Origin of the sequence: Mycoplasmopsis primatum ATCC 25948 (assembly GCF_000702785.1) — a bacterium.
In the GTDB taxonomy this organism is placed as follows: Bacteria; Bacillota_I; Bacilli_A; order Mycoplasmatales; family Metamycoplasmataceae; genus Mycoplasmopsis; species Mycoplasmopsis primatum.
This window is the reverse complement of the sequence record NZ_JNJV01000005.1, coordinates 19,274-39,530: the sequence shown is the minus strand read 5'-3', so window position 1 is coordinate 39,530 and position 20,257 is coordinate 19,274. Positions and strand designations below refer to the sequence as shown.

Here is a 20,257-nt window from a genome sequence, read left to right as displayed (position 1 = left end):
GATCATGCATTTGGCACTGTAAAACAATCCAAAGATCAATTATAAGCACTGTTTTATATTGCTATCAAAAAAATGTATTCATCAAGATGATGCATTTTAATGATAAATTTATTGGCAAGATTATGTTTTGTTTATTATGATTGTTGAAACATTTACAATCATTACATTATGACTAAAAAAATAGACTCAAATACAATATGTTAAAAAATTGAGTCTTTTTTATTTGCTCAATATTTACAACTCATTATGTTAATTTAAAACTCGCACAAAATTTTACTTTGCTAAACTATAATAAATAGGAAAAATATTTATACTTTATAATTTAATAATATTAATAAGATATTTTACTTTTGTTTTAAGGAGATAATAGCATGGAAAATTTTAGCGAGCAAGAACAAGTTAGACGTAATAAACTTGATTTCTATAAAGAAAATAATGTAATACCTTTTAAAAAAGCTTATGGTTTAGGCAAGCTACTTACAAGCATTCAATTAAATAAGCAATTTGACTCATTTACTCGTGAAGAATTAGAAGAAAAAAATAAAAAAGTAAATGTTAGTGGTAGATTAATGACTGTGAGAGGTCCATTTTTAGTTCTTAAAGACTCTTCTGGAACAGTTCAAATTTATTTTAATAAAAAAGAAAATCCTGATGTTTCAAAAATTGTTGATACTTTTGATATCGGGGATATTCTTTGAGTTAATGGTGTTGTGATGAAAACTCATACAAATACCATAACTATTAAATGTAAAAAAATTAAACTTTTGTCAAAAGCTCTCAAACCATTGCCTGATAAATTCCATGGTTTAGTTGATACCGAAGAAAGGTATCGTCGTAGATGAGTTGACTTGATTACTAATGAAGATTCAAAGAATAGATTTATTCTAAGAACTAAAATTATTCATTGAATTAAAGAATATTTTGACAAACTAGGTTTTTTAGAAGTTGAAACTCCATTTTTAAATGATTTTATTTCAGGGGCAGCTGCTAAACCTTTTGTTACCCATCATAATTCTCTTAATCAAGAATTTGTGTTAAGAATTGCCACTGAAATTCCACTTAAAAAATGTGTTATTGGCGGACTTGAAAAAGTTTATGAACTTGGAAGAATTTTTAGAAACGAGGGCTATGATACTACTCATAATCCTGAATTTACTACAATAGAATTTTATGAAGCTTATGGTAATGTTGAAGTTATGATGAATCGAACCGAAAACTTGATAAAGCTTTTAGTTAAAAAAATGGGTAAAACCAAATTTATTAATAATGGCACTGAAATTGATTTATCTAAACCTTTTAAAAGATTAAATATGGTTGATGCTGTGAATAAAGCCACTGGTTTAGATTTTAGAAATATTACGCTGGATGATGCTATTGCAATTGCAAATAAACATAAAATTAAAGTTGAAAAATATTGAAAAGTCGGACATATTATCAATGCTTTATACGAGGAATTAGTTGAGCACACATTAATTGAACCAACATTTATTTATGGTCATCCTATTGAAGTGTCGCCTTTAAGTGCTAAATCAGATGATCCTAGATTTACTGAAAGAGCAGAGCTTTTTATTAATACAAAAGAATATGCTAATATGTATACTGAGCTTTCTGATCCTATCGATCAATTAAATAGATTTAAAGATCAAATTAACGAAAAAAGTGCTGGCAATGATGAAGCAAGTGATATTGACTGAGATTTTGTTGATGCCTTAGAATATGGTATGCCACCAACAGGCGGTTGTGGTATCGGTATCGACAGATTAGTTATGCTATTAACCGAAACTAGTTCAATTAGAGATGTTTTACTATTTCCAACACTAAAAAGACTTAATAAAGAAAATAAAAAAGATAATGAAAAATAAATCTATACGTATAGGTTTATTTTTTATATCTATCTAAAACTTCCTAATATATATTCATTTATATGTTTAAATTTTACTAATTAAACTGTTTTATTGTGTTTTTAGTTAAATATTAATTGAATAATTTAAATAGATATATTATTTTATAACACAATAATTGCTTTACACATTGTGAAATTAGTAATGCACTAATATGTGAGCACATTAATGGGTTTGTTTTAATTTAAATTTTTGTTGTAGTTTATAATTCTATTATTATGTTTAAAAAGGCAATGAAGGATGCATGAGATTCTGTTAAACGTGGCAATATGCTAATGTTAGCTATTGGTCTTTTACTTGGTGCTTCATTTAATGCAGTGGTGAGCTCATTAGCAAATGACATTATAATGTCTGCTATTGCTTCTATATTAAAAGTTGATGCCGTTAAAGACATAAAAGCAGGACCTGTTTTAATTGGTAAATTTTTAGCAGCTTTAATTTCATTTGTAATAGTTTCATTCATAATTTTTATTATGTTAACTATTATTTTCTGAATTAAAGCAGCTATAAAAGCTAAACGTGATAAAAAACAACCACCTGTAGTAGAAGAAACCAAACCATCAACAGAAGAACTTATATTAACAGAATTTAAAAAAATAAACGAAAATTTTGAACATTTAAAAAATCAAAATAAATAGTTAAACCCAAAAAAGAACAAAAGTAGGAATAAAAGGAAGGATTCCTATTTTTTTACTTTTTTAAAGAAAAAAAGATCTGTTTGATTTTTATGATTTTGAAAGGAGAATAAAATATGGATCAATCAAAATTTACAAAATTAACAGTCGACCAAGAAAAAAATATTCGTGGTGGGTTTGCTATTTCAACAGCTATTAGTTGCCTAGCAGCATTAGTGACAGTGGCTACTAAAATTGTAACCTTAGTTAAAGCAGCAAAAGCCAAAAAAGGTGAAGTTTCAAGTACCGGCAGTACTAAATGAGATAACACCGAGCCAAAAGCTACAGAAGCACCTAAAAAAATAGTATATCAACCAGTTTATTTATCATATTAAATAGTTTTTAAATCAAGCATTTTATTAATGTAAAATATTTGTATTAATCTATTTTATAGTTGTTTATAAAAATATACGCCTTCTAGATAATTAAATTATAAAATTATCTTTTTGTATTATAATAACAATGTTACTTTTTTGTAACCATTCTGAACAGGTTTAAGTATTTTTTATAAATCACCTTAAAGATGAGCCACAAAAGGAGGTTATGCTAAATGATAGCAATAATCGAAACTGGCGGCAAACAAATTATAGTTAAAGAAGGCGAAACAATTTTTATTGAAAAAGTTGATGCCGTAGAAGGCTCAAAATTTACTTTCGATAAAGTTCTTCTAGTTGGGGATAAAATTGGTAAGCCATATGTAAAAGGTGCAAAAGTTGTTGGAGAAGTCCAAAAACAAGGTAAAGCTAAAAAAATAGTAGTATATCGTCACAATGCTAAGTCAACTCACAAACGTAAATTAGGTCATCGTCAACCTTATACACGTGTTAAAATTACTAAGATTGAAGGATAGTTAGAAATGGCACACACGAAAGCCGGTGGTTCATCACGTAATGGTCGTGATAGCCGTGGTCAAAGATTAGGTATTAAATTAGGTGACGGACAATTTTGTACTGCTGGATCAATAATCTTCAGACAAAGAGGAACTAAAATTTTTCCAGGGTCAAACGTTGGTAGAGGAAATGACGATACATTATATGCACTTATTACAGGCTATGTTAAATTCGAACGTAGCAGAAACAGAGTTTTTGCCTCAGTATATCCAGAGAGAGTAGAAAATAAAGAAGTTGTTGTTAAGAAAACAGAAAAAGTTGTTTCAAAAACAACCACAAAAGTTGTTGATAAAACAAAAGCTAAGAAAGCTACTACAACAACTAAAAAAACTACTCCAAAAACAACTACAAAAAAATAGTTTAAAAGCAGGATAATTCCTGCTTTTTCTATTCTAAGCCTTGCATTTGTTTAATTTCACTATTATTGAGTTTTTTAATTTGACCTGGTTTTAAATTATTATCTAAGAGTAAATTTCCAAATTGAACTCTTTTTAGATATATCACAGAATAGCCAAGAGCGCCAAACATTTTTTTAACTTGATGAAATTTACCTTCATAAATTGTTAATAAACAACTTTTATTATCAATTTTTTCAAAAATGTATTTATTAACTACAAAATCCTTATCGATAGTGATTGGCAAACAATTTGTTAATATGTCATCGTCAAAATTTTTGTCGACTTTGACATAATATTTTTTCTGTATATGGTTTTGCGGACTTAAAACCTTATGGCACATTTGTCCATCATTGCTGATAATCAATAGTCCTTCTGTGTCTTTATCTAATCGCCCAAAAGTAAAGTATTTCTTTTTAGGTAAACCAACAATGTCAAAAACAGTAGGACTATATAAGTCATTATTTGCACAAATAAATCCCATTGGTTTATTAAACATATAGTATTGAAATTGTTCATATTTTAATTCAACACCATCAAGAAATACCACATCTAAATTAGAGTCAACTTTAATGGGTTTATTAATTATTTGATTATTAACTTTTATTAATTTTTTAGCAATTTTTGATTTAACTTCTGATCTTGAAAGATTGGTTAAATCGCATATGTATTTTTCAATTCTAATTTTCATTTTTCTCATTTTATAATACAAAATAAATTTAAAAAATATTTAATACAAAAATGAGATTATTCCATAAATTTTTTCTATAAATTATTAGTTAATTTAGCAGAAGTTATAATGTAATTAACTTTACAAATGTAAAGTAAGGAGAAATTTATGACTGAAAAAACTAAATTAAATAACAAATTCAAAAATGTAATTGTTAGAGTGCCTGCTTCAACTATGGTTGATGGGATAACTAGTGCTCCAGAATTAGGAAAACCAATTTATTCACTTGCTCTTGAACAACACAAAAAATATCAAGAAGCACTTGCTTCATGTGGTGTTAAAGTAACAGTTATGGACAAAAATGAAAAATTCCCAGATTCATGTTTTGTTGAAGATGACGCTGTTATAGTAACTGGCGAATTTGCAATACTTACTAACCCAGGTGCTGATTCTCGTAATGGCGAAAAACATGATATGTTGCCATATTTACAAAAATTCTTTGATGCTAAACATTTATTCAAAATTGAAGCACCTGGAACTCTTGATGGTGGAGATGTTATGATGGTCGGTGACACATACTATGTTGGAATGTCAGATAGAACCAATCGTGAAGGAATTAGACAATTTCACAATATTTTAGCTAAAGCTGGCAAGAAATGTATACCAGTTCCAATGACCGAAATGCTTCATTTAAAAACCGGTGTCAATTATTTAGAACATAACAATTTATTGATTTCTGGCGAATTTTTAAACTATCCAACTTTCAAAGATTTTAATCAAATAGTTGTTACTCCAGATGAAGGATACGCAGCAAACTGTATTTGAGTTAATGAAACAGTTATTGTTCCTGAAGGATATCCAAAAGTTCTTGAAGCAGTTAAGAAACTCGGAATTTATAGAGTCATCACATGTGATACTAGTGAATTCAAAAAACTTGACGGTGGACTAAGCTGTTTATCACTAAGATTCTAAAACCTCTAAAAACAAAAACGAACAATAGGTTCGTTTTTTTGTTTTATCATTTATTTTTTTAAGTAATTATTGATTCAATTTATCACATCTTTTTTTGATTTAATATTTAATTTATCTTTTTTGTTTGTAGTAATAAATCAAGACTTTTTGCTACCACTATTTATAATTAAAATCAGTTGATAGCCTAATTTAGTATATTCTTGCTTATCTAGTAATTCATATAAAAAATAATCAAGTGAGTCAAAATTTTCTATTATATTAACTGGTGAGTTATCAAAATCAAAATTAGCAAAAATTAGTTCATAATTTTGTTTAGTATATTTAATAATATTTAATGTTTTTATTTGGCTTTGCCAGTCTTGATTGTTGCTATAAACAAAGGTTTTTATATTTTTTAAAGATGTAAATTGGTCATTATTTTTGTTTAATAAAAACAAAGTATTTTTGCCTGAAAAAACTGTTTTATAATCATTTAAGGAAAAATAGTCATCGTCAATTTCAACATTAGGACACATATTTTCAAAGTACGAAAAAGCGCCTGCAAATTGATTTACTAACTGATGATTTTTAATAGAAGGTATATATTCTAGATTGTTAATATTAATTAACAAAATTTTATTGTTATTCATACCAATATTTTATATGGTTTTATAATTCTTTTATTAAATATTAAAGGAGAAAATAATGTCAAAATATTTGGAATTATCTAATAAATTAAAAAAATATATGGCTATTGAAGCTATTTCAAGATATGAATACCCAGTATCTGAGGAACTTAAAAAAAGCACAAATAGTAAGTCATTGAATTATTCAAATGATGGTTTTGGATCATTAATAATTAATAAAAAGTCAAAAATTCAAAATGCTCCAAAAGTTATGGTAGTAGCACACATGGATGAAGTAGGTTATTTGGTTAGAAACATTGAAGATAACGGTAATTTGCTTGTTTCATCTGTGGGTGGAATATGACCTGTATCTGCAATTGGTACAAAAGCTAAAGTAGTTACAAGTAGTAACAAAGTTATTTATGGTATTTTTGGTCATACATCAATTCATATTTTAGAAGCTGATAAAAGAAATAAAGTGCCAGCAGAAAAGGAAATGTTTGTAGATTGTGGTTTTAATTCTAAACAAGAAGCTATTGATTTTGGAATTGAAATTGGCGATAGAATTTATATGTCTGGCGAAACACTTGACATGCCTAATGATCTAATTGCAGGCAAAGCAATGGACAATAGAGCAGGAGTAACTGTTATTGATATGCTCGCAAATAGAATTAAAGATATTGATTTACCTAATGATCTTTATATTGTTGGTTCAGTTCAAGAAGAAGTAGGATGCCGTGGCGCAAAAACGAGTGTGTCAATTATTAATCCTGATGTAGCTTTTGCTATTGACACAAGTGCTTCTCATGATACTACTGGTTGTATCAAAGGTGTTCCTGTGTTAGGCAAAGGGGTTGCATTATTAATTCAGGATAGAGCAGTTTTAACTGATCCTAAATTGGTTGAATTGCTTACTCAAATAGCTAAAAAACACAATATTCCTGCCTATAAATATATTGCTGAAGGTGGTGGAACTGATGGTGCTAACTTGCAATATGGTTATGGTGGCGTGCCTACTATAACATTAAGCATTCCTCAAAGATATTTACACTCACCTATGGGAGTTTGCTCGTTAATTGATATTCAAGCTACTCTTGATTTGATTACTGAATTTGTTAAAGTATTTGATTCTGAAATGCTTGCAAAAATGAAAGCGTAGATATAAAGCAACAAAAAAATGATTGGCATTTAAAGCTAATCATTTTTATTATTCTCGATAATTCTATATTTAATAAATAAGTTTTTAAACATATTAATATCAAAATTCGTTGATATGCTAGACTTAGTATTTTCAAAATCAAATATTGAATTTTCATAAACTATTTTTCTTTGTTTTTCAAGTACTAAGTTTTCAAAATTTTGTGGATACTTAATATAAAAATCTACTGATCTGAAAAAGAATGAAAGCAATGACCTTTCTTTTGGAAGTGAGTTATAACGATATTTTTGAACTAAGGAAAAATCAAATTGTTTTTCGTTAGTTTCTAAATTAATTTTCTTTTCATAAAGATTTTTATCATCTAAATTATTGTTAAATTTCAATCATTTGGTTGTCTTTGTAAAGATGTTTATCTGTATAAAGATAAAACAAATTACTAAAAAAGTGCTACCACCGAATATAATTCAATAGTATGCGAGTGAATCATAGTATTTAATATTAGATTTTCATAATAATCCAACTAACAAAGCAATAAGTATTTCTATAAATAGTCAGCCTAATGAACCTAACAGATAGAATAATTGATATTTTTGTTGCTTTTTGATAACAAAATCTTGGAGTTTTATCTCATTGCTTATGCAATTAGGTCTTATTGTTAGACAAAAATATAGGATTCTTTTAAAGGTATTTTGCTTGACTAAAAATGAATCTATGAACAAAGGCATAAGTGTAATAAAACATATAATAATTACAAATCAAATCATTTTTTATATCTTTCTAAACATGGAATAATATTTATTATTCGATAATTTTATAGGCTTTTGCTTCATCTTTGAACATATTAATGTTTAGAGACTCAAATTTGTTATCAAAAGCTGTATCATCATAATTAAGAACCATAGTCATATAAATAAAAAGCTTTTGCTTTTCAAATGAATATAACTTGAATTTTTGAACATTAAAAGTGGAAAAATAAATTGCACTAAACCCTTGTCTTTTAAAATAATATTTATTTTTAGAAGGATACAATTGTTCAACATCTGTGTTTAAGTCAACTGTTTTTTCTATTAGCACACTATCTGGGAGTAAATTGTTAAATTTTCTTCACTTTTTTTGTTTGATATATCATCGTAAACATACGATAATATATCACAAAGGTAACGGCACATAAAATATTATTCCAAGCGTTACCAGCATTGTGAAAAATGAGTCCTTTTCATATATTTGTAGAAATACCATTAAAACTAAACTTGCTAACATCAATGTAATTGCAAGTAAAGCATAAAACAATGGAATTTTAGACATTTGGCAATAATGATTTACTAATGTATTTTGAACTCTAAATCTTCTTTTAATGCAATATTTATTTACGCTTCCAAAAGCATACATATATCATCTCATTTTAGGAAATAGAATAATGAATGGCGTAAGATTAATAAAAGCAATTCAAAAACTAAAAAAGACAATTGAAAAAATTAAAAAATAACTCATATATTTTTATCCTTATTTATCATATATACAATGAATTAAAATTTATATTAAAATGATACAGTAATTGATTGAATATAGTGAAGTAAATGATTTTATAAAGTTCATTGACAGCACAGTATTTTTATTTTTAAATATTTTGCAACTATAATATTTCATGCTTACAAAGAAAAATAGCTATTTATAAATTTGAAATAAGTGCTTTGTATAAATTAAACATACTATAAAATTATCGCATTATTTTAATTAGCATTTTTTGTAAATATAAGTATAAAACAGCGCTAAAAGTATTATAGCATATATATGATTTTTTGATTATCATACACATATAAAAAGTTTATAATTTTAACCGAATTTTTACATTAATAATAAGGCTATTAAACTATGAAAAATATTTTTAAAAAATTAGTTTTTTTATTGTCACCAGTTGTCATTACTATTATGCCAAGTGCTGTAATTTCATGTAAAGATAATGAAGAAAAAAACAAAAACATAAACGAAGAAAACAAGAAAATAATTCCTAATACCGGGAACACCACTAAGGATGAATCTAATAAAAAAGAAGAAAATTCAAATGAAGCAGATCAAAAGATAAATCCTAATAATGAAAACACAAACAAAGATGAATCTAAAAACAAAGATGAATCTAAAAACAAAGACGAATCTAAAAAAGAAGTTGAAAAGCAAAAACCAGCAAGTGAAAAGAAATTAGAAAAATCACAAGAACAAAAAGATTTATATAATGAATTTGTAAAAGTTTTTGACTATGCTAAAAATAGTCAATTTTCTAATATGCAAAATATTCAATCTAATAAAATTGCTTTGGAAATATTCAACAGAGCAAAAAATATGTTAAATCAATTAAATGATATTTATAGTGAAAATTATGATTACTATGAAGATTCTGTTGACAAAGAATTTTATAGATTGAGTTTAAAAACCTTTATAAGTGAGCAAGCTAAAACCAGCAAAGATGATTCAGATGCCAAATGAAAGCCAATACATTTTAGATATTTGCTCAACTTCTTAAATAGTGCTGACAAAGCAAAAATAAATGGATTTAGTATTAAGAGAAATCAACAACAATCAACTAATGCAATTCTTGATGAAGTGCAAAAATTTATTGATTATCAATTAAAAAACAAAGATTTGGTTTTTGAAGCTGCTGACAAATATCAATTAAAATCAGATGAAGAATTGTTGTATGTTAAGGAAGCGGCAAATTCAGACATTAAGGAAGTTAGAAAGCAAATACTTAAAAATGGTTCGCTGACTATTGACTTTACGGATAACAATTCATCAGCTAATGAATTTAAGCAAGAAAGGGAAAAATATTATAAAGATGTCTATGAAACATTAAATGCACAATTCAAGGCAAATACTCAATCTAATATTTATGCAGCATTTTATAAATTATCATCAGATTATTTTGGTTGATGAGGCTTTTTTAGCTCATTAGCTGATTCATATGAAGAACCACTAATGGATTGATTATTAATTAATCCAAAATATTTTAATTACTATGGTTTATATAACGCTAATTTGGATAACAGATTTTTATCTCTTGATAGAGCAAGCAAACAATATAAAGTAACTGCCATCAATAGTCCAAATAGATATAGAAAGAGTGAATATCCTGCCATTAAAAAAATGGTGACTGAAAATTTACCCAAAATTATTTCACATAAATTTACAACTGAGCAAAAAGTAAGAGCTATTTCAAATTGAATTATGCATAGATTAAAATATGCTTGAAGAGAATTTGCAGCCGATAAAAATGCCTCAAATTGAAATATAAGAAATCCATATGCCCTAACAGAAGAAGCAAAATCTTGGATCAAAGGCAAGGGTGTTTGTGAATCATATGCTAGATTATTCTTGCTATTTACCACTTTTGCAGATATAAAAGCTTCTTATGTTACTGGATTTGCAAATGAACCTCATGCATGAAATAATGTTTATGATGAAGAAAGCAAAACATGAAAATATGTTGATCTAACATGAACTGATAATAGTGACTATGAATTGGCAATACTCCAAAATCAACGCCCAAGTTCAATTTTATCAGATAAAATATCACCTTATTTTTATGATAGAAATCTAATTTTTAAAGATTGATTAACTATTGCTAGAAATGATAGAGGAGGTTATATAAGAAATATTTCATTGAGCATTAGATTCACTCAATGAGTTAGATCATTATATAAAGCACAAAATGATTTTTATACTTTACCTGATTTTAATAATGAATTAAGAATGAGACGCATTGACTACTTTACGCCATATGAATATGCACGTAAATATATGTAAATAACATTAGTTTTATTGAACTTTAACAAATATAAAGGAAGGTTAATTTTATGAAAAAAATTAAAAAGTTTGCTAATTTGATTTTAAATACACCAATAGTTTTATCACCTGCTCTTATTCTTTCTTCATGCAATATTACATCAAAAGATAATCAAAAACCAAATGAAGAAAATAATAAAAAACCAGAAAACAAGACAGACATTCAACCCGAAAATAATAAAAAACCTGAGGATAAACCTAATTCCAATGTAAAACCAGAAGAAAATTCAAAACCTAATATAAATACTAATAAACATAAGGAAGAAAATAATAAAAAACCTGAGGATAATCCAAATCCAAAACCAGAAAACAATACACCTACAACAATAAATGAATCAAAGCCAATACAATTGAATGAATTTATTGATGAAAAATATACATCTAAATTTACAGGTGAATTGCTTGAAAAACCATTTTTAGCAATTTCTAACAATACTAAGTTAATTAAATCAGAAGTTGATAATATATGATTTAAAAAACAAAGCCAAGCACTTGAAAAGAATTTTCAATCTGTTTTTTCTAAACCAATAGACCAAAGTAATAGAAATATTTCTAATGTTGACCCAGCACATAATGAACATCTTATGCTATGAAACAGATTAATTAGTCTAATTGAAGGCGACAATAAAGATTTAAAGAAAGATAAATCTCTTACTGGAATTGCTAAATATAATGCTGAAATATTTAAAAACAATTATATGTATTTGACAAGTTTATTTACGTTTTTTGAGGCTCAAACCAAGAATAAAATGGAACTAAGCACAAATGTAAATGGAGTAATAGCATTTGATCATACTAAACAGCATTATGGCTTTTTGTATAATCATTTTTTAACTAAACCTAATTCATTTAATGAATTTGTTAAGTTTTGCGAAGAATTTGAAAAATCTTTTTTAAACAAAAACATTTATTATGTTAAACAAATCATTAGTGATGTTGAAAAATTTATTGAATTACAATATAGAAATAGAGACCTAGCATTTAATCCAATTCTTGATGGCTTTCATTTTAATATTAAACATTTTGATTTTATAAATAAAGCACCTAATGAGGCTATTAGAAATCTTAGACAGGAAATTTATGAAAATGGTGGATTATATGATAAAAGTTATATAACCAAAGCCCGTCAATATATGTTTAATAATCCTGATTGAAAAAAATATGAGAAATATATGAGTAGTTTTAGAAGATTCCATGGTATTTTTGTTAATGATAAATTAATTAAAAACATATGGTTGAAAATTAACACTACCCTATTAACTGGTATTTATGGTTATTTTAATGCAACAGCCGAATCTAATGATGGTAATGAATTAGTCATGAACGGTCATCCAGAAGTGAAGTCCTCAACTGTTATTTATAGACATAAAAAATCAGAATGAAATAATCTACGCCAATACGTCATTGATTCATTACCTTATATAATTGCTAAACATTTTACAATTGAACAAGCTATTAGAAGTCTTCATAATTTTATTATTTGAAGAATGAATTATGATTTTGCAAAAACAGCCAAGGAAATAAAAACTAGAATACCAGATTTAAGTATGAGAAATCCTGCTGTTTATTCTCTAACACCGGAAAAAAATAAAAAAGTTTTGGGTGTTTGTGAAACATATGCTAGGGTTATGTCATTATTTGCAACATTTTTAAATATGAATATCATTTACAACACAGGCGACATAAATTATTATGAATCAAATATGAGTCTATATTCAACATTGCCATTTAAGAAAACTAATGCCGTTGAACCACATGCATGAAATATGTATTATTCTAAAAAAGAAAATAAAGCATATTTTCTTGACTTAACGTGAGATGATACTAATGATAAAAATTTAGACTTAGAACCAACCACAAATATTTTCAATAATAGCGATGCGATACCATTTAAATATACTTATTATTTAAAAGACTGAATTGATTTTGCTACTATGAAAGATTTTATCACTGGTGAAAATGTTGTAAACAAAAACAAAACACAAATCATAAGATCATTAGATCCACAGTTTTATTTTGCTAGTGAATGATTCAAACAACATAATAAAGACAGAAATGATTGTTTTATTCCCATTCCACCATTAAAAGATCAACACGAATGAAATACTAAAAGATAATAAAATATTATCATTCGTTTCCAAGTTATACCATTTAAAAAAGACGAAAAAGTATATAAATTAGTGCTTTTCGTCTTTTTTGATATCCTGATTTACTATCTTTGTTATCAACATATCAATGAAAAAATAATGCTTTTCTTATGTTTTTGTTTTCACTTTTTTGCTTAAATCAAGGCTAAGTTCTTTCAATTTATTATTTATAGTAGATAAATTTTCTAAGTTTAAGGTTGTATAAACATGCATTGCTATAGTGGGTTTTCTTTGTCTAACTTTTTGTAGATCAAACTCAACATATCCATTAACAATTTTTATGTCTTTTTGTTTTAAAAAATAAATAGAATTTATATTGTAGCGAGTATTAGTGGCCATACCTCTGCCCTTTACAATATTCTTTTCATCATATAAAATTTTTACATTATTGTTATTGATTATAGCGTTTTGTTGGTTTAATACTTCGTATAAGTTCTTAGGAGTGAAAACATCATAATTGTTTCTACCAGCAGGTCTTATTTCTGAACCGCTGAAGTTAATATGATCTAGTAGTTGATTAGATGGTAAGGCGAAGAGACTACTGTTATTAGAACTTTGCAAAAGATATAAATCAATTTTGTTTGTTTTGTATGTTGATTCAAGAATTTTTTGGGCTGATGTGATATCTATTTTCAATTTATAGTTTCTGCCAGCATGGTCAAATATGGTTCATTGCGAATTAAACTCATCAATATATTTAACAAATGTAGAAATTTGTTTTTTTATTATTTCTGTTGCAATTAGCTTGCCATCTTCTCCATAATTTAAATCGTATTCTCCCATTTTTGCTTTGGTATCTTTGATTTCCATTCTTATACGAAAACCTTTATGGATATAAATAGAATCGATAGATGCTGAGTCTCCATATTGTAATAATGCTGAATCTAAATTATCACTATAATATATGTATCTAGGCATTTGTGACTCTAACTCGCCATTTTTAGCCTTCATAATTGTGCTTAATAATTTTTTTGGAATGCTATCTTCTTTTTCATCAGCATCAACAAATTTATTTAAATTTAACAAATTAGCAATTGTTTGTAGTATATAACATTCATTTAAAATAGAAGGTTGTAATGCTTGACTCTTTTTAAATTGCTTTTCAAACTCAAGACTTGCCGCAGGTGAAAGTGATAAACAATCTTTTAAATTTTGATTTAAATCATTATAGAAAGAACCATAATCTTCGTATAGTTGAAAGTTAGATTTATAAAAATTTTCTAACATTTTTATATTCTTTTTAATAGTAATTAATTTAGTTAATTTGCCATTATTGTAAATTTTATTGAATACAGAATATAGGATTTTATTACTATTACTATTCATTTTTTACCTCATAATTTTTATGAAGCAATTTCATAAATTCAGCATATTGTGGAAAAAGTATTTCATTAATATACTGTCTATATTTATCAGGAAACTTAATACTTTCTTGTTTTTCACCAGCATTTACTTTATAAGTGACAAATTTAGATTCATTATTAATCATTTGACTAATAATTTGCTCAACTTGGTTAATTTTGTCAAATAGTGATTTATTGTATGGAATTGAACAAATTATCTTTTTTGTAAGCAATATTCCACCATCAATAAATCTTCATCACATATAAGCATAGCTAGAGTTCAACAATGAATATAATAAATCAAATGAATCTTGATCTTTGCCATAAATAATAAAGTAACCTTTTCTTTTCATTATTTTTTTGCTAGCCACTACAAAGTATCGTGCTGATGTTGAGACATATAACTTATATTCATTTTTTTGTTTTTGTATATCGTTTTCCATTAAATCATATAAATAAGCCTTTTCTTTTTTCACCTCACGAATCATAGGTTCCAATTCTTTGAATGCTTTAAGTGGTTTATTCAGTTTTTGAATTTCGGTTCCTAGTTTGCTTCTTAAAAAATCTAAATTAATAATATCTTTTCTTTGGCTTGTTCTAAATCTAATTAAGTGTGTTAATTTAAAACCAGAATTTTTAGACTGGGTTTTTCTTTTTAATGATGTTATGGAAGCACGAACGCCATTAGCATTATTAGTGTTGAATATTCCATGTTTTCTACCGTTAAAAAGAGTGCCGGGTACATTATCAAATGAAAATATTTCACCTTCAAAATTTTCAGTCATTTTTTCTCTTAATTTTGAAAATTTGTCGGCCACTAAATAAGATTGTGGTGACACTATTACAGCATTGTTACAATAATTCATAATTTTGTTAATAAATGAAGCATATAAATCTTTTGATTGCACAACAATATCATCAATGCTATGATTTGGATTAAGTTTTTTAATAACAGCGTATGGTGGGTTAGTTATAACAGATACACCGGCAGGCAAATTAAACTTTTTATTTAAAAAATCACCAGTTAATGAATTGATTTGGTTAGATATTTGAGTCCCAAACAAAATATCTATTTTTTTTAAACATATTTTCATAGCAATGGGATCTGAGTCAAAAAGATATAGTTTTTTACTTTTTATAAACTCGATCGGATCTATGCCTTTGTTTTGTTTTATTAATTTTAGAACTTCAATAATCAGGTTACCTGTTCCACATCCCACATCTGCAATTGTGTCGATTTTGTTTTCTAATAATAATTGAGCCATAACGACAGAAACATCATAAGGTGTATAATATTTGCCCATATCTTTTTTTTCTATTTTATTGGTATGTGCTAAGCCTATTTCATATAGTTCACCTAAGTTTTGGAATGCTAACAATTTATTCATATTAGATTCAGATGATTTATTAGGCAATGAATCTAAAATAATATCTCATGTTTTTGCTAGGCCTAATGTATCAATCATTTTATGATATTTGTCAATTGTAAATTCCTTTATTTCCAATTTATTTTTTAGTTTATTACTTATCATTGTATACACCCCATTTTTTTAATTTCACACCAATATTAAAAAGTTAATTATTAAAAAATTTTAACAAAATTATGTCTATTTTTTTGAATATGAAAACAAACTGTTTTCACAATTTTTAGCAGTTGTTAAGATATAGTGTACATCAATCATTCTTTATATATGACTATATATTCATTTTAAAACGATTATATTTATTTTTTATCAGTATATAATAATTTCATTTTTTGCCTATAAAACAGATTAATAAGGCAAAATTTTTATTAACTCAATATGATTTTTTTTCTTATTAGTATTAAGTTTTAAATATACACCATTAAATTGTGTAGGGTTATTAGAAGTTTTGAACACCTTCATAGCTCCAAAACGCATATGTTCATAAATTTCTTGGAAGTTAGCACCAATAGCACAATCATAAGGCCCAGTCATCCCTGCATCAGTAACAAAACATGTACCCTTTGGCAACACATGAGCATCATTAGTTTGTACATGCGTATGCGTTCCACATATGGCATCAACTAAACCGTCTAAATAAAGACCCAAAACGTATTTTTCGCTTGTAGTTTCAGCATGAAAGTCTATAAAATGAAAATCTGTTTTTTCTTGATATTCTCTAATGGAATCGATAGTATCAAAAAAGTTATCCGCACTGTCTTGTGTTCAAGGCTTTAATAATTTATTAAAAGTAATTCCCATTAATGAAGTAACTCTTAGTGATATATCATTTTTTAATTTAAAAACCTGTGTTCCTTTACCTGGATATCCTGGATTTATGTTTGCAGGACGAATAAGATCATCATTATTAATAATATTTAAAATATCGCTTTTAGCTCAGACATGATTTCCCAATGTAAATATATCAACACCAGCAGATTTAAGTTCTTGATAATCTTTTTTTTCTAGACCCTTTCTACCTGATACATTTTCGCTTTGTGCTATCACTACATCAGCATTATATTTTTTTCTTAATTCTGGCAAATGTTTCTTAACCATTTTAATTCCAGGAGTTCCAAAAATATCTCCAATGAATAAAATTGATAATTCTTTTTCTTCAATTGTTTCCATAACTATATGACTTTCTACATAAAATATTATTTTATCAAAATAAAAAATAATTAGCAGTTTTAAATACATATATTTACAGCGCCAAAAATAACAAAAAAGCCTGTTTTATAAGGCTTTTCGTTCAATTTCGTTTTTAAATTCAATATTTGATTCAAGAAACTCTTTTAATGATTTTTTACCTTGTGCTATGTTTTTACCATCATAAGCAAATCAGGCACCTTTCTTTTCAAAAATATTTTTTTCAACTGCTAGGTCTATTAACTCGCTTGTAGCGTCAATTCCTTTTGAAAACAATATTTCAGTGCTAAAGCTTTTATAAGGCGGAGCTAATTTATTTTTCACAACTTTCACCTTTATTTCATTACCTGTTATTTCCTTGCCATCAGTTATAGATGTAGACTTTCTAACTTCAAGTCTTACAGACGCATAGAATTTCAATGCTCTACCACCAGTAGTTGTTTCTGGATTGCCAAACATCACCCCAATTTTCTCTCTAATTTGATTTACAAAAATAACGCTAGTTTTATTTTTGTTTAAATTTCCAGTTATTTTTCTTAGTGCCTTAGACATTAGTCTAGCTTGCATACCCACTTGTTGATCTTTCATTTCACCATCAAGTTCTGCGAGAGGTACTAATGCAGCTACACTATCAACGACTATTAGATCAATTGCTCCTGATTTTGCTAAGATATCTACGATTTCCATAGCTTGTTCACCGCTATCTGGTTGACTTAAAATCAATGTATTTAAATCCACCCCTAAATTTTTAGCATATAAAGGATCAATTGCATGTTCTGCGTCTATAAATGCTGCAACGCCACCTGTTTTTTGAATTTCGGCAATAGCATGTAAGCAAAGTGTTGTCTTTCCACTGCTTTCAGGACCATAAATTTCAATAATTCTACCTTTTGGATAACCGCCTATGCCTAGTGCATTATTTAATAAATATGAACCAGAAGAGAATGTTTCAATTTTTTCATTTAGTTTATCTTGATTAAATATCATAATAGCTTCTTGGCCAAATTTTCTAGTAATTTCACTAAGTGTACTTTTTATTAAATCTTTTTGTTCTTTGTTAAGATCATTATCTTTTTTCATTATTTTATCCTTTCAATTTAATAAAAAAGATTTCTTAATTTTGGTTAAAAAAGCGAAATTACTTAGTAAAAATAGGTATTTTTTCCTAATATTGTTTCATTATATAAAAATAAGATTTTTTGTAAATATAAATAATATATGTATAAGAATAGAGGAATGTTTCTAGAAACTATTATTAATCAAACAATAAATTATTATGCTAATAATAATATAGCTTTTATTGAAAAGAAAAATTTACCTATTAAATTTAGTCAGCTAATAAATAAAAAACAGAAAATATCAGCCTACGATGCTTATGTATATAAGAAGTCAACAGTAGATTATATTGGTTGCTACAAAGGCAAATTTGTAGCATTTGAAGCTAAAAGTACAAATGAGAATTTTTTGCCTAAATTAAATATTCAATATCACCAAAAGGAATATTTACAAGCTATAATGAATAATGGTGGTTTGGCATTTTTTATTATTTTTTTTAGTTTATATGATGAATTTTATGTAGTTAATTATCAAGATTTTCTTACTATTGAAGCCAAAAATATGTATCGATATGAATGGATAAAAAAAATAGGCAAAGCCATCCCTTTGACCTTTCCAGGAATAATTGACTTTTTGCCTTATATTAATTAATAATATTTACATATATTAGAAGTTAACAAGTTCTTTTAGATATTTAGATGGTGTAAATTTAACAATACGTTTTTCGGGAACTGTTAAATCTGTCATTGTGAAAGGATTAATTGTTTCACGTCCTCTTCTTAATTTTGTTTCAAAAATACCAAGTGTTGATAATTGAATTTTTTCTTCTGCGATTAATTGTTCTTTAAGAACAAAAACAAAAGCATCAAAAAATTGGTCAGCTACTCTAACTGGAACATCCATTCTGTCAGCAACTTCTTTCATAAATTCTTTTTTAGTCATTAGTTGTCCTTTCATGCATTTACTTATTTATTTTTAAGGTGAATTATAATAATAATACTACATAAATAAAAAATTATAAACAAAAAAATTTCTTTTTATTCCTATAATGTAGTCTCATAAGGAAAACCACTTTTTCAACTATTTATTCATATATTTTTTATTGAAGTTAGTATTGCACCAAGATTTATTACAATAAATTAACAACATAAAAAACTAAAATAGCAAAATTAATGCAACTTAAAAATCAGTATTAAATTAATGTTAATCATAATTTCATAATTAGAATATATCAAATTTATTAATTATTAGGTTATATCATAATTCAATATATATGATTTATTTTATATATAATAATTTATTACTTTTATTAATTGAATTTTTTTAAGTTGTTTTTTTGTTTAAAACAAGGCAAAAAATAAACTTACAACTCTTTTTGGTGTTTCATTTACAAATTTTTTGTTTTTACACTTAATTCTCTTATGCTAAAAATAGCCAAATCTTAGTATAAGTAGTATTATTTAATAATACATAGAAAATAAATTTTAATAATTTACTATTAAAAAAATACTTTTGCACTATAATTGAAAATGCAACATTTACATTGAAGCAAAAGGTTGTCAGATATACCATAATGTTGTCGAGGATATACTGAGAAATTTTTGTGGAGTAAAGTTCAATTTTATGAACAAAGGAGGCAACATGAGTAAATTAAATATCAAGGTGAAAAGTTTTGATCACTCATTAGCTGATTTTGGTGCTAAAAAAATTGTTGAATTAGCAACCAAAACCAAAACTAAATATAGTGGTCCAGTTCCACTTCCAACAAAAAGGGAAGTTGTGACAATTTTAAGATCTGTTCACATTAATAAAAAATCACGTGAACAATTTGAAAGTAGAACTTTTCAAAGATTAATTGTTTTCATTGATCCAAATGAAAAAACAGTTGATCAACTTAAAAGACTTGAATTACCATCAGGTATAGAAATTCAAATCGCACAAAAATAAATCCAACTTGTTTAAAACAAGCAATGGTCATCACAAAATATAAACAAAG

At 26.5% G+C, this 20,257-nt stretch carries 19 protein-coding genes and 1 pseudogene; 11 read left to right on the top strand and 9 right to left on the bottom strand.

Translation table 4 applies throughout. From position 1 onward, the window contains the following. Nucleotides 1-371: 371 nt before the first annotated feature. The 5 genes and pseudogenes from lysS to rpmA all read left to right on the top strand — a co-directional run. Nucleotides 372-1,862: a lysine--tRNA ligase gene (gene lysS, locus T386_RS0101145; RefSeq protein WP_029513344.1), complete on the top strand. Its 1,491-nt coding sequence runs from the start codon at nt 372-374 to the stop codon at nt 1,860-1,862. Between the two features lie 257 nt (nt 1,863-2,119). Further along, nucleotides 2,120-2,539, top strand: coding sequence for a large conductance mechanosensitive channel protein MscL (locus tag T386_RS0101140; RefSeq protein ID WP_029513343.1), 420 nt, complete (start codon nt 2,120-2,122; stop codon nt 2,537-2,539). A 113-nt stretch (nt 2,540-2,652) separates the two neighbouring features. Beyond that, complete coding sequence (locus T386_RS0101135) at nt 2,653-2,910, top strand: hypothetical protein (RefSeq protein ID WP_029513342.1); 258 nt, start codon at nt 2,653-2,655, stop codon at nt 2,908-2,910. 215 nt (nt 2,911-3,125) lie between these two features. Next, nucleotides 3,126-3,425 carry a 50S ribosomal protein L21 gene (gene rplU / locus T386_RS0101130; RefSeq protein ID WP_029513341.1) on the top strand — a complete coding sequence of 100 codons (300 nt, stop codon included), beginning with the start codon at nt 3,126-3,128 and terminating at the stop codon, nt 3,423-3,425. 6 nt (nt 3,426-3,431) lie between these two features. Continuing rightward, nucleotides 3,432-3,692 (top strand): annotated as a pseudogene (rpmA, locus tag T386_RS0101125) (50S ribosomal protein L27); the annotation flags it as partial. Between the two features lie 160 nt (nt 3,693-3,852). On the opposite strand, the gene T386_RS0101120 reads toward rpmA, so the two are convergent. Beyond that, a complete protein-coding gene (locus T386_RS0101120; protein ID WP_029513339.1) occupies nt 3,853-4,551 on the bottom strand; it encodes a pseudouridine synthase in 699 nt (232 codons plus the stop codon). A gap of 147 nt (nt 4,552-4,698) precedes the next feature. On the opposite strand from T386_RS0101120, the gene T386_RS0101115 reads away from it, so the two are divergent. Continuing rightward, nucleotides 4,699-5,502: a dimethylarginine dimethylaminohydrolase family protein gene (locus T386_RS0101115; RefSeq protein WP_029513338.1), complete on the top strand. Its 804-nt coding sequence runs from the start codon at nt 4,699-4,701 to the stop codon at nt 5,500-5,502. Between the two features lie 50 nt (nt 5,503-5,552). Here T386_RS0101115 and T386_RS0101110 read toward each other — a convergent pair whose 3' ends face one another. Further along, the gene (locus tag T386_RS0101110; protein WP_029513337.1) at nt 5,553-6,131 is read right to left on the bottom strand and encodes a hypothetical protein; all 579 of its coding nucleotides are present in this window, start codon (nt 6,129-6,131) and stop codon (nt 5,553-5,555) included. A gap of 55 nt (nt 6,132-6,186) precedes the next feature. Here T386_RS0101110 and T386_RS0101105 point away from each other — a divergent pair, with 55 nt between their 5' ends. After that, on the top strand, nt 6,187-7,266 hold the full coding sequence (locus T386_RS0101105; protein WP_029513336.1) for a M42 family metallopeptidase: 1,080 nt from the start codon (nt 6,187-6,189) through the stop codon (nt 7,264-7,266). Between the two features lie 35 nt (nt 7,267-7,301). Here the strand turns inward: T386_RS0101105 and T386_RS0101100 are convergent, their stop codons facing one another. After that, nucleotides 7,302-8,030, bottom strand: coding sequence for an MAG0920 family protein (locus T386_RS0101100; protein WP_029513335.1), 729 nt, complete (start codon nt 8,028-8,030; stop codon nt 7,302-7,304). Nucleotides 8,031-8,064: 34 nt separating this feature from the next. Then, nucleotides 8,065-8,655, bottom strand: a complete 591-nt coding sequence (locus tag T386_RS0101095; RefSeq protein ID WP_235732237.1) for an MAG0920 family protein — start codon at nt 8,653-8,655, stop codon at nt 8,065-8,067. Between the two features lie 483 nt (nt 8,656-9,138). Here T386_RS0101095 and T386_RS0101090 point away from each other — a divergent pair, with 483 nt between their 5' ends. Next, nucleotides 9,139-11,064 carry a transglutaminase-like domain-containing protein gene (locus tag T386_RS0101090; RefSeq protein ID WP_029513333.1) on the top strand — a complete coding sequence of 642 codons (1,926 nt, stop codon included), beginning with the start codon at nt 9,139-9,141 and terminating at the stop codon, nt 11,062-11,064. Nucleotides 11,065-11,114: 50 nt separating this feature from the next. After that, nucleotides 11,115-13,220, top strand: coding sequence for an Mbov_0119 family protein (locus T386_RS0101085; protein WP_029513332.1), 2,106 nt, complete (start codon nt 11,115-11,117; stop codon nt 13,218-13,220). 138 nt (nt 13,221-13,358) lie between these two features. Here the strand turns inward: T386_RS0101085 and T386_RS04445 are convergent, their stop codons facing one another. The 4 genes from T386_RS04445 to recA all read right to left on the bottom strand — a co-directional run bounded on the left by T386_RS04445 (nt 13,359) and on the right by recA (nt 18,285). After that, on the bottom strand, nt 13,359-14,576 hold the full coding sequence (locus T386_RS04445; RefSeq protein ID WP_051622760.1) for a hypothetical protein: 1,218 nt from the start codon (nt 14,574-14,576) through the stop codon (nt 13,359-13,361). Next, nucleotides 14,569-16,125 carry an N-6 DNA methylase gene (locus T386_RS0101075; protein WP_029513330.1) on the bottom strand — a complete coding sequence of 519 codons (1,557 nt, stop codon included), beginning with the start codon at nt 16,123-16,125 and terminating at the stop codon, nt 14,569-14,571. The genes T386_RS04445 and T386_RS0101075 overlap by 8 nt, the downstream gene beginning before the upstream one ends. Nucleotides 16,126-16,365: 240 nt before the next feature. Beyond that, nucleotides 16,366-17,178, bottom strand: coding sequence for a TIGR00282 family metallophosphoesterase (locus T386_RS0101070; RefSeq protein ID WP_029513329.1), 813 nt, complete (start codon nt 17,176-17,178; stop codon nt 16,366-16,368). A gap of 114 nt (nt 17,179-17,292) precedes the next feature. After that, nucleotides 17,293-18,285: a recombinase RecA gene (gene recA / locus T386_RS0101065; protein WP_029513328.1), complete on the bottom strand. Its 993-nt coding sequence runs from the start codon at nt 18,283-18,285 to the stop codon at nt 17,293-17,295. A gap of 138 nt (nt 18,286-18,423) precedes the next feature. Between recA and recU the strand changes: the two genes are divergently transcribed. Next, entirely contained in the window at nt 18,424-18,912 is a 489-nt protein-coding gene (gene recU, locus T386_RS0101060) for a Holliday junction resolvase RecU (protein ID WP_029513327.1), read from the top strand. Nucleotides 18,913-18,927: 15 nt separating this feature from the next. Here recU and T386_RS0101055 read toward each other — a convergent pair whose 3' ends face one another. Continuing rightward, a complete protein-coding gene (locus T386_RS0101055) occupies nt 18,928-19,203 on the bottom strand; it encodes an HU family DNA-binding protein (protein WP_029513326.1) in 276 nt (91 codons plus the stop codon). 699 nt (nt 19,204-19,902) lie between these two features. Between T386_RS0101055 and rpsJ the strand changes: the two genes are divergently transcribed. Further along, entirely contained in the window at nt 19,903-20,208 is a 306-nt protein-coding gene (gene rpsJ / locus T386_RS0101050) for a 30S ribosomal protein S10 (RefSeq protein ID WP_029513325.1), read from the top strand. Nucleotides 20,209-20,257 lie beyond the last annotated feature (49 nt).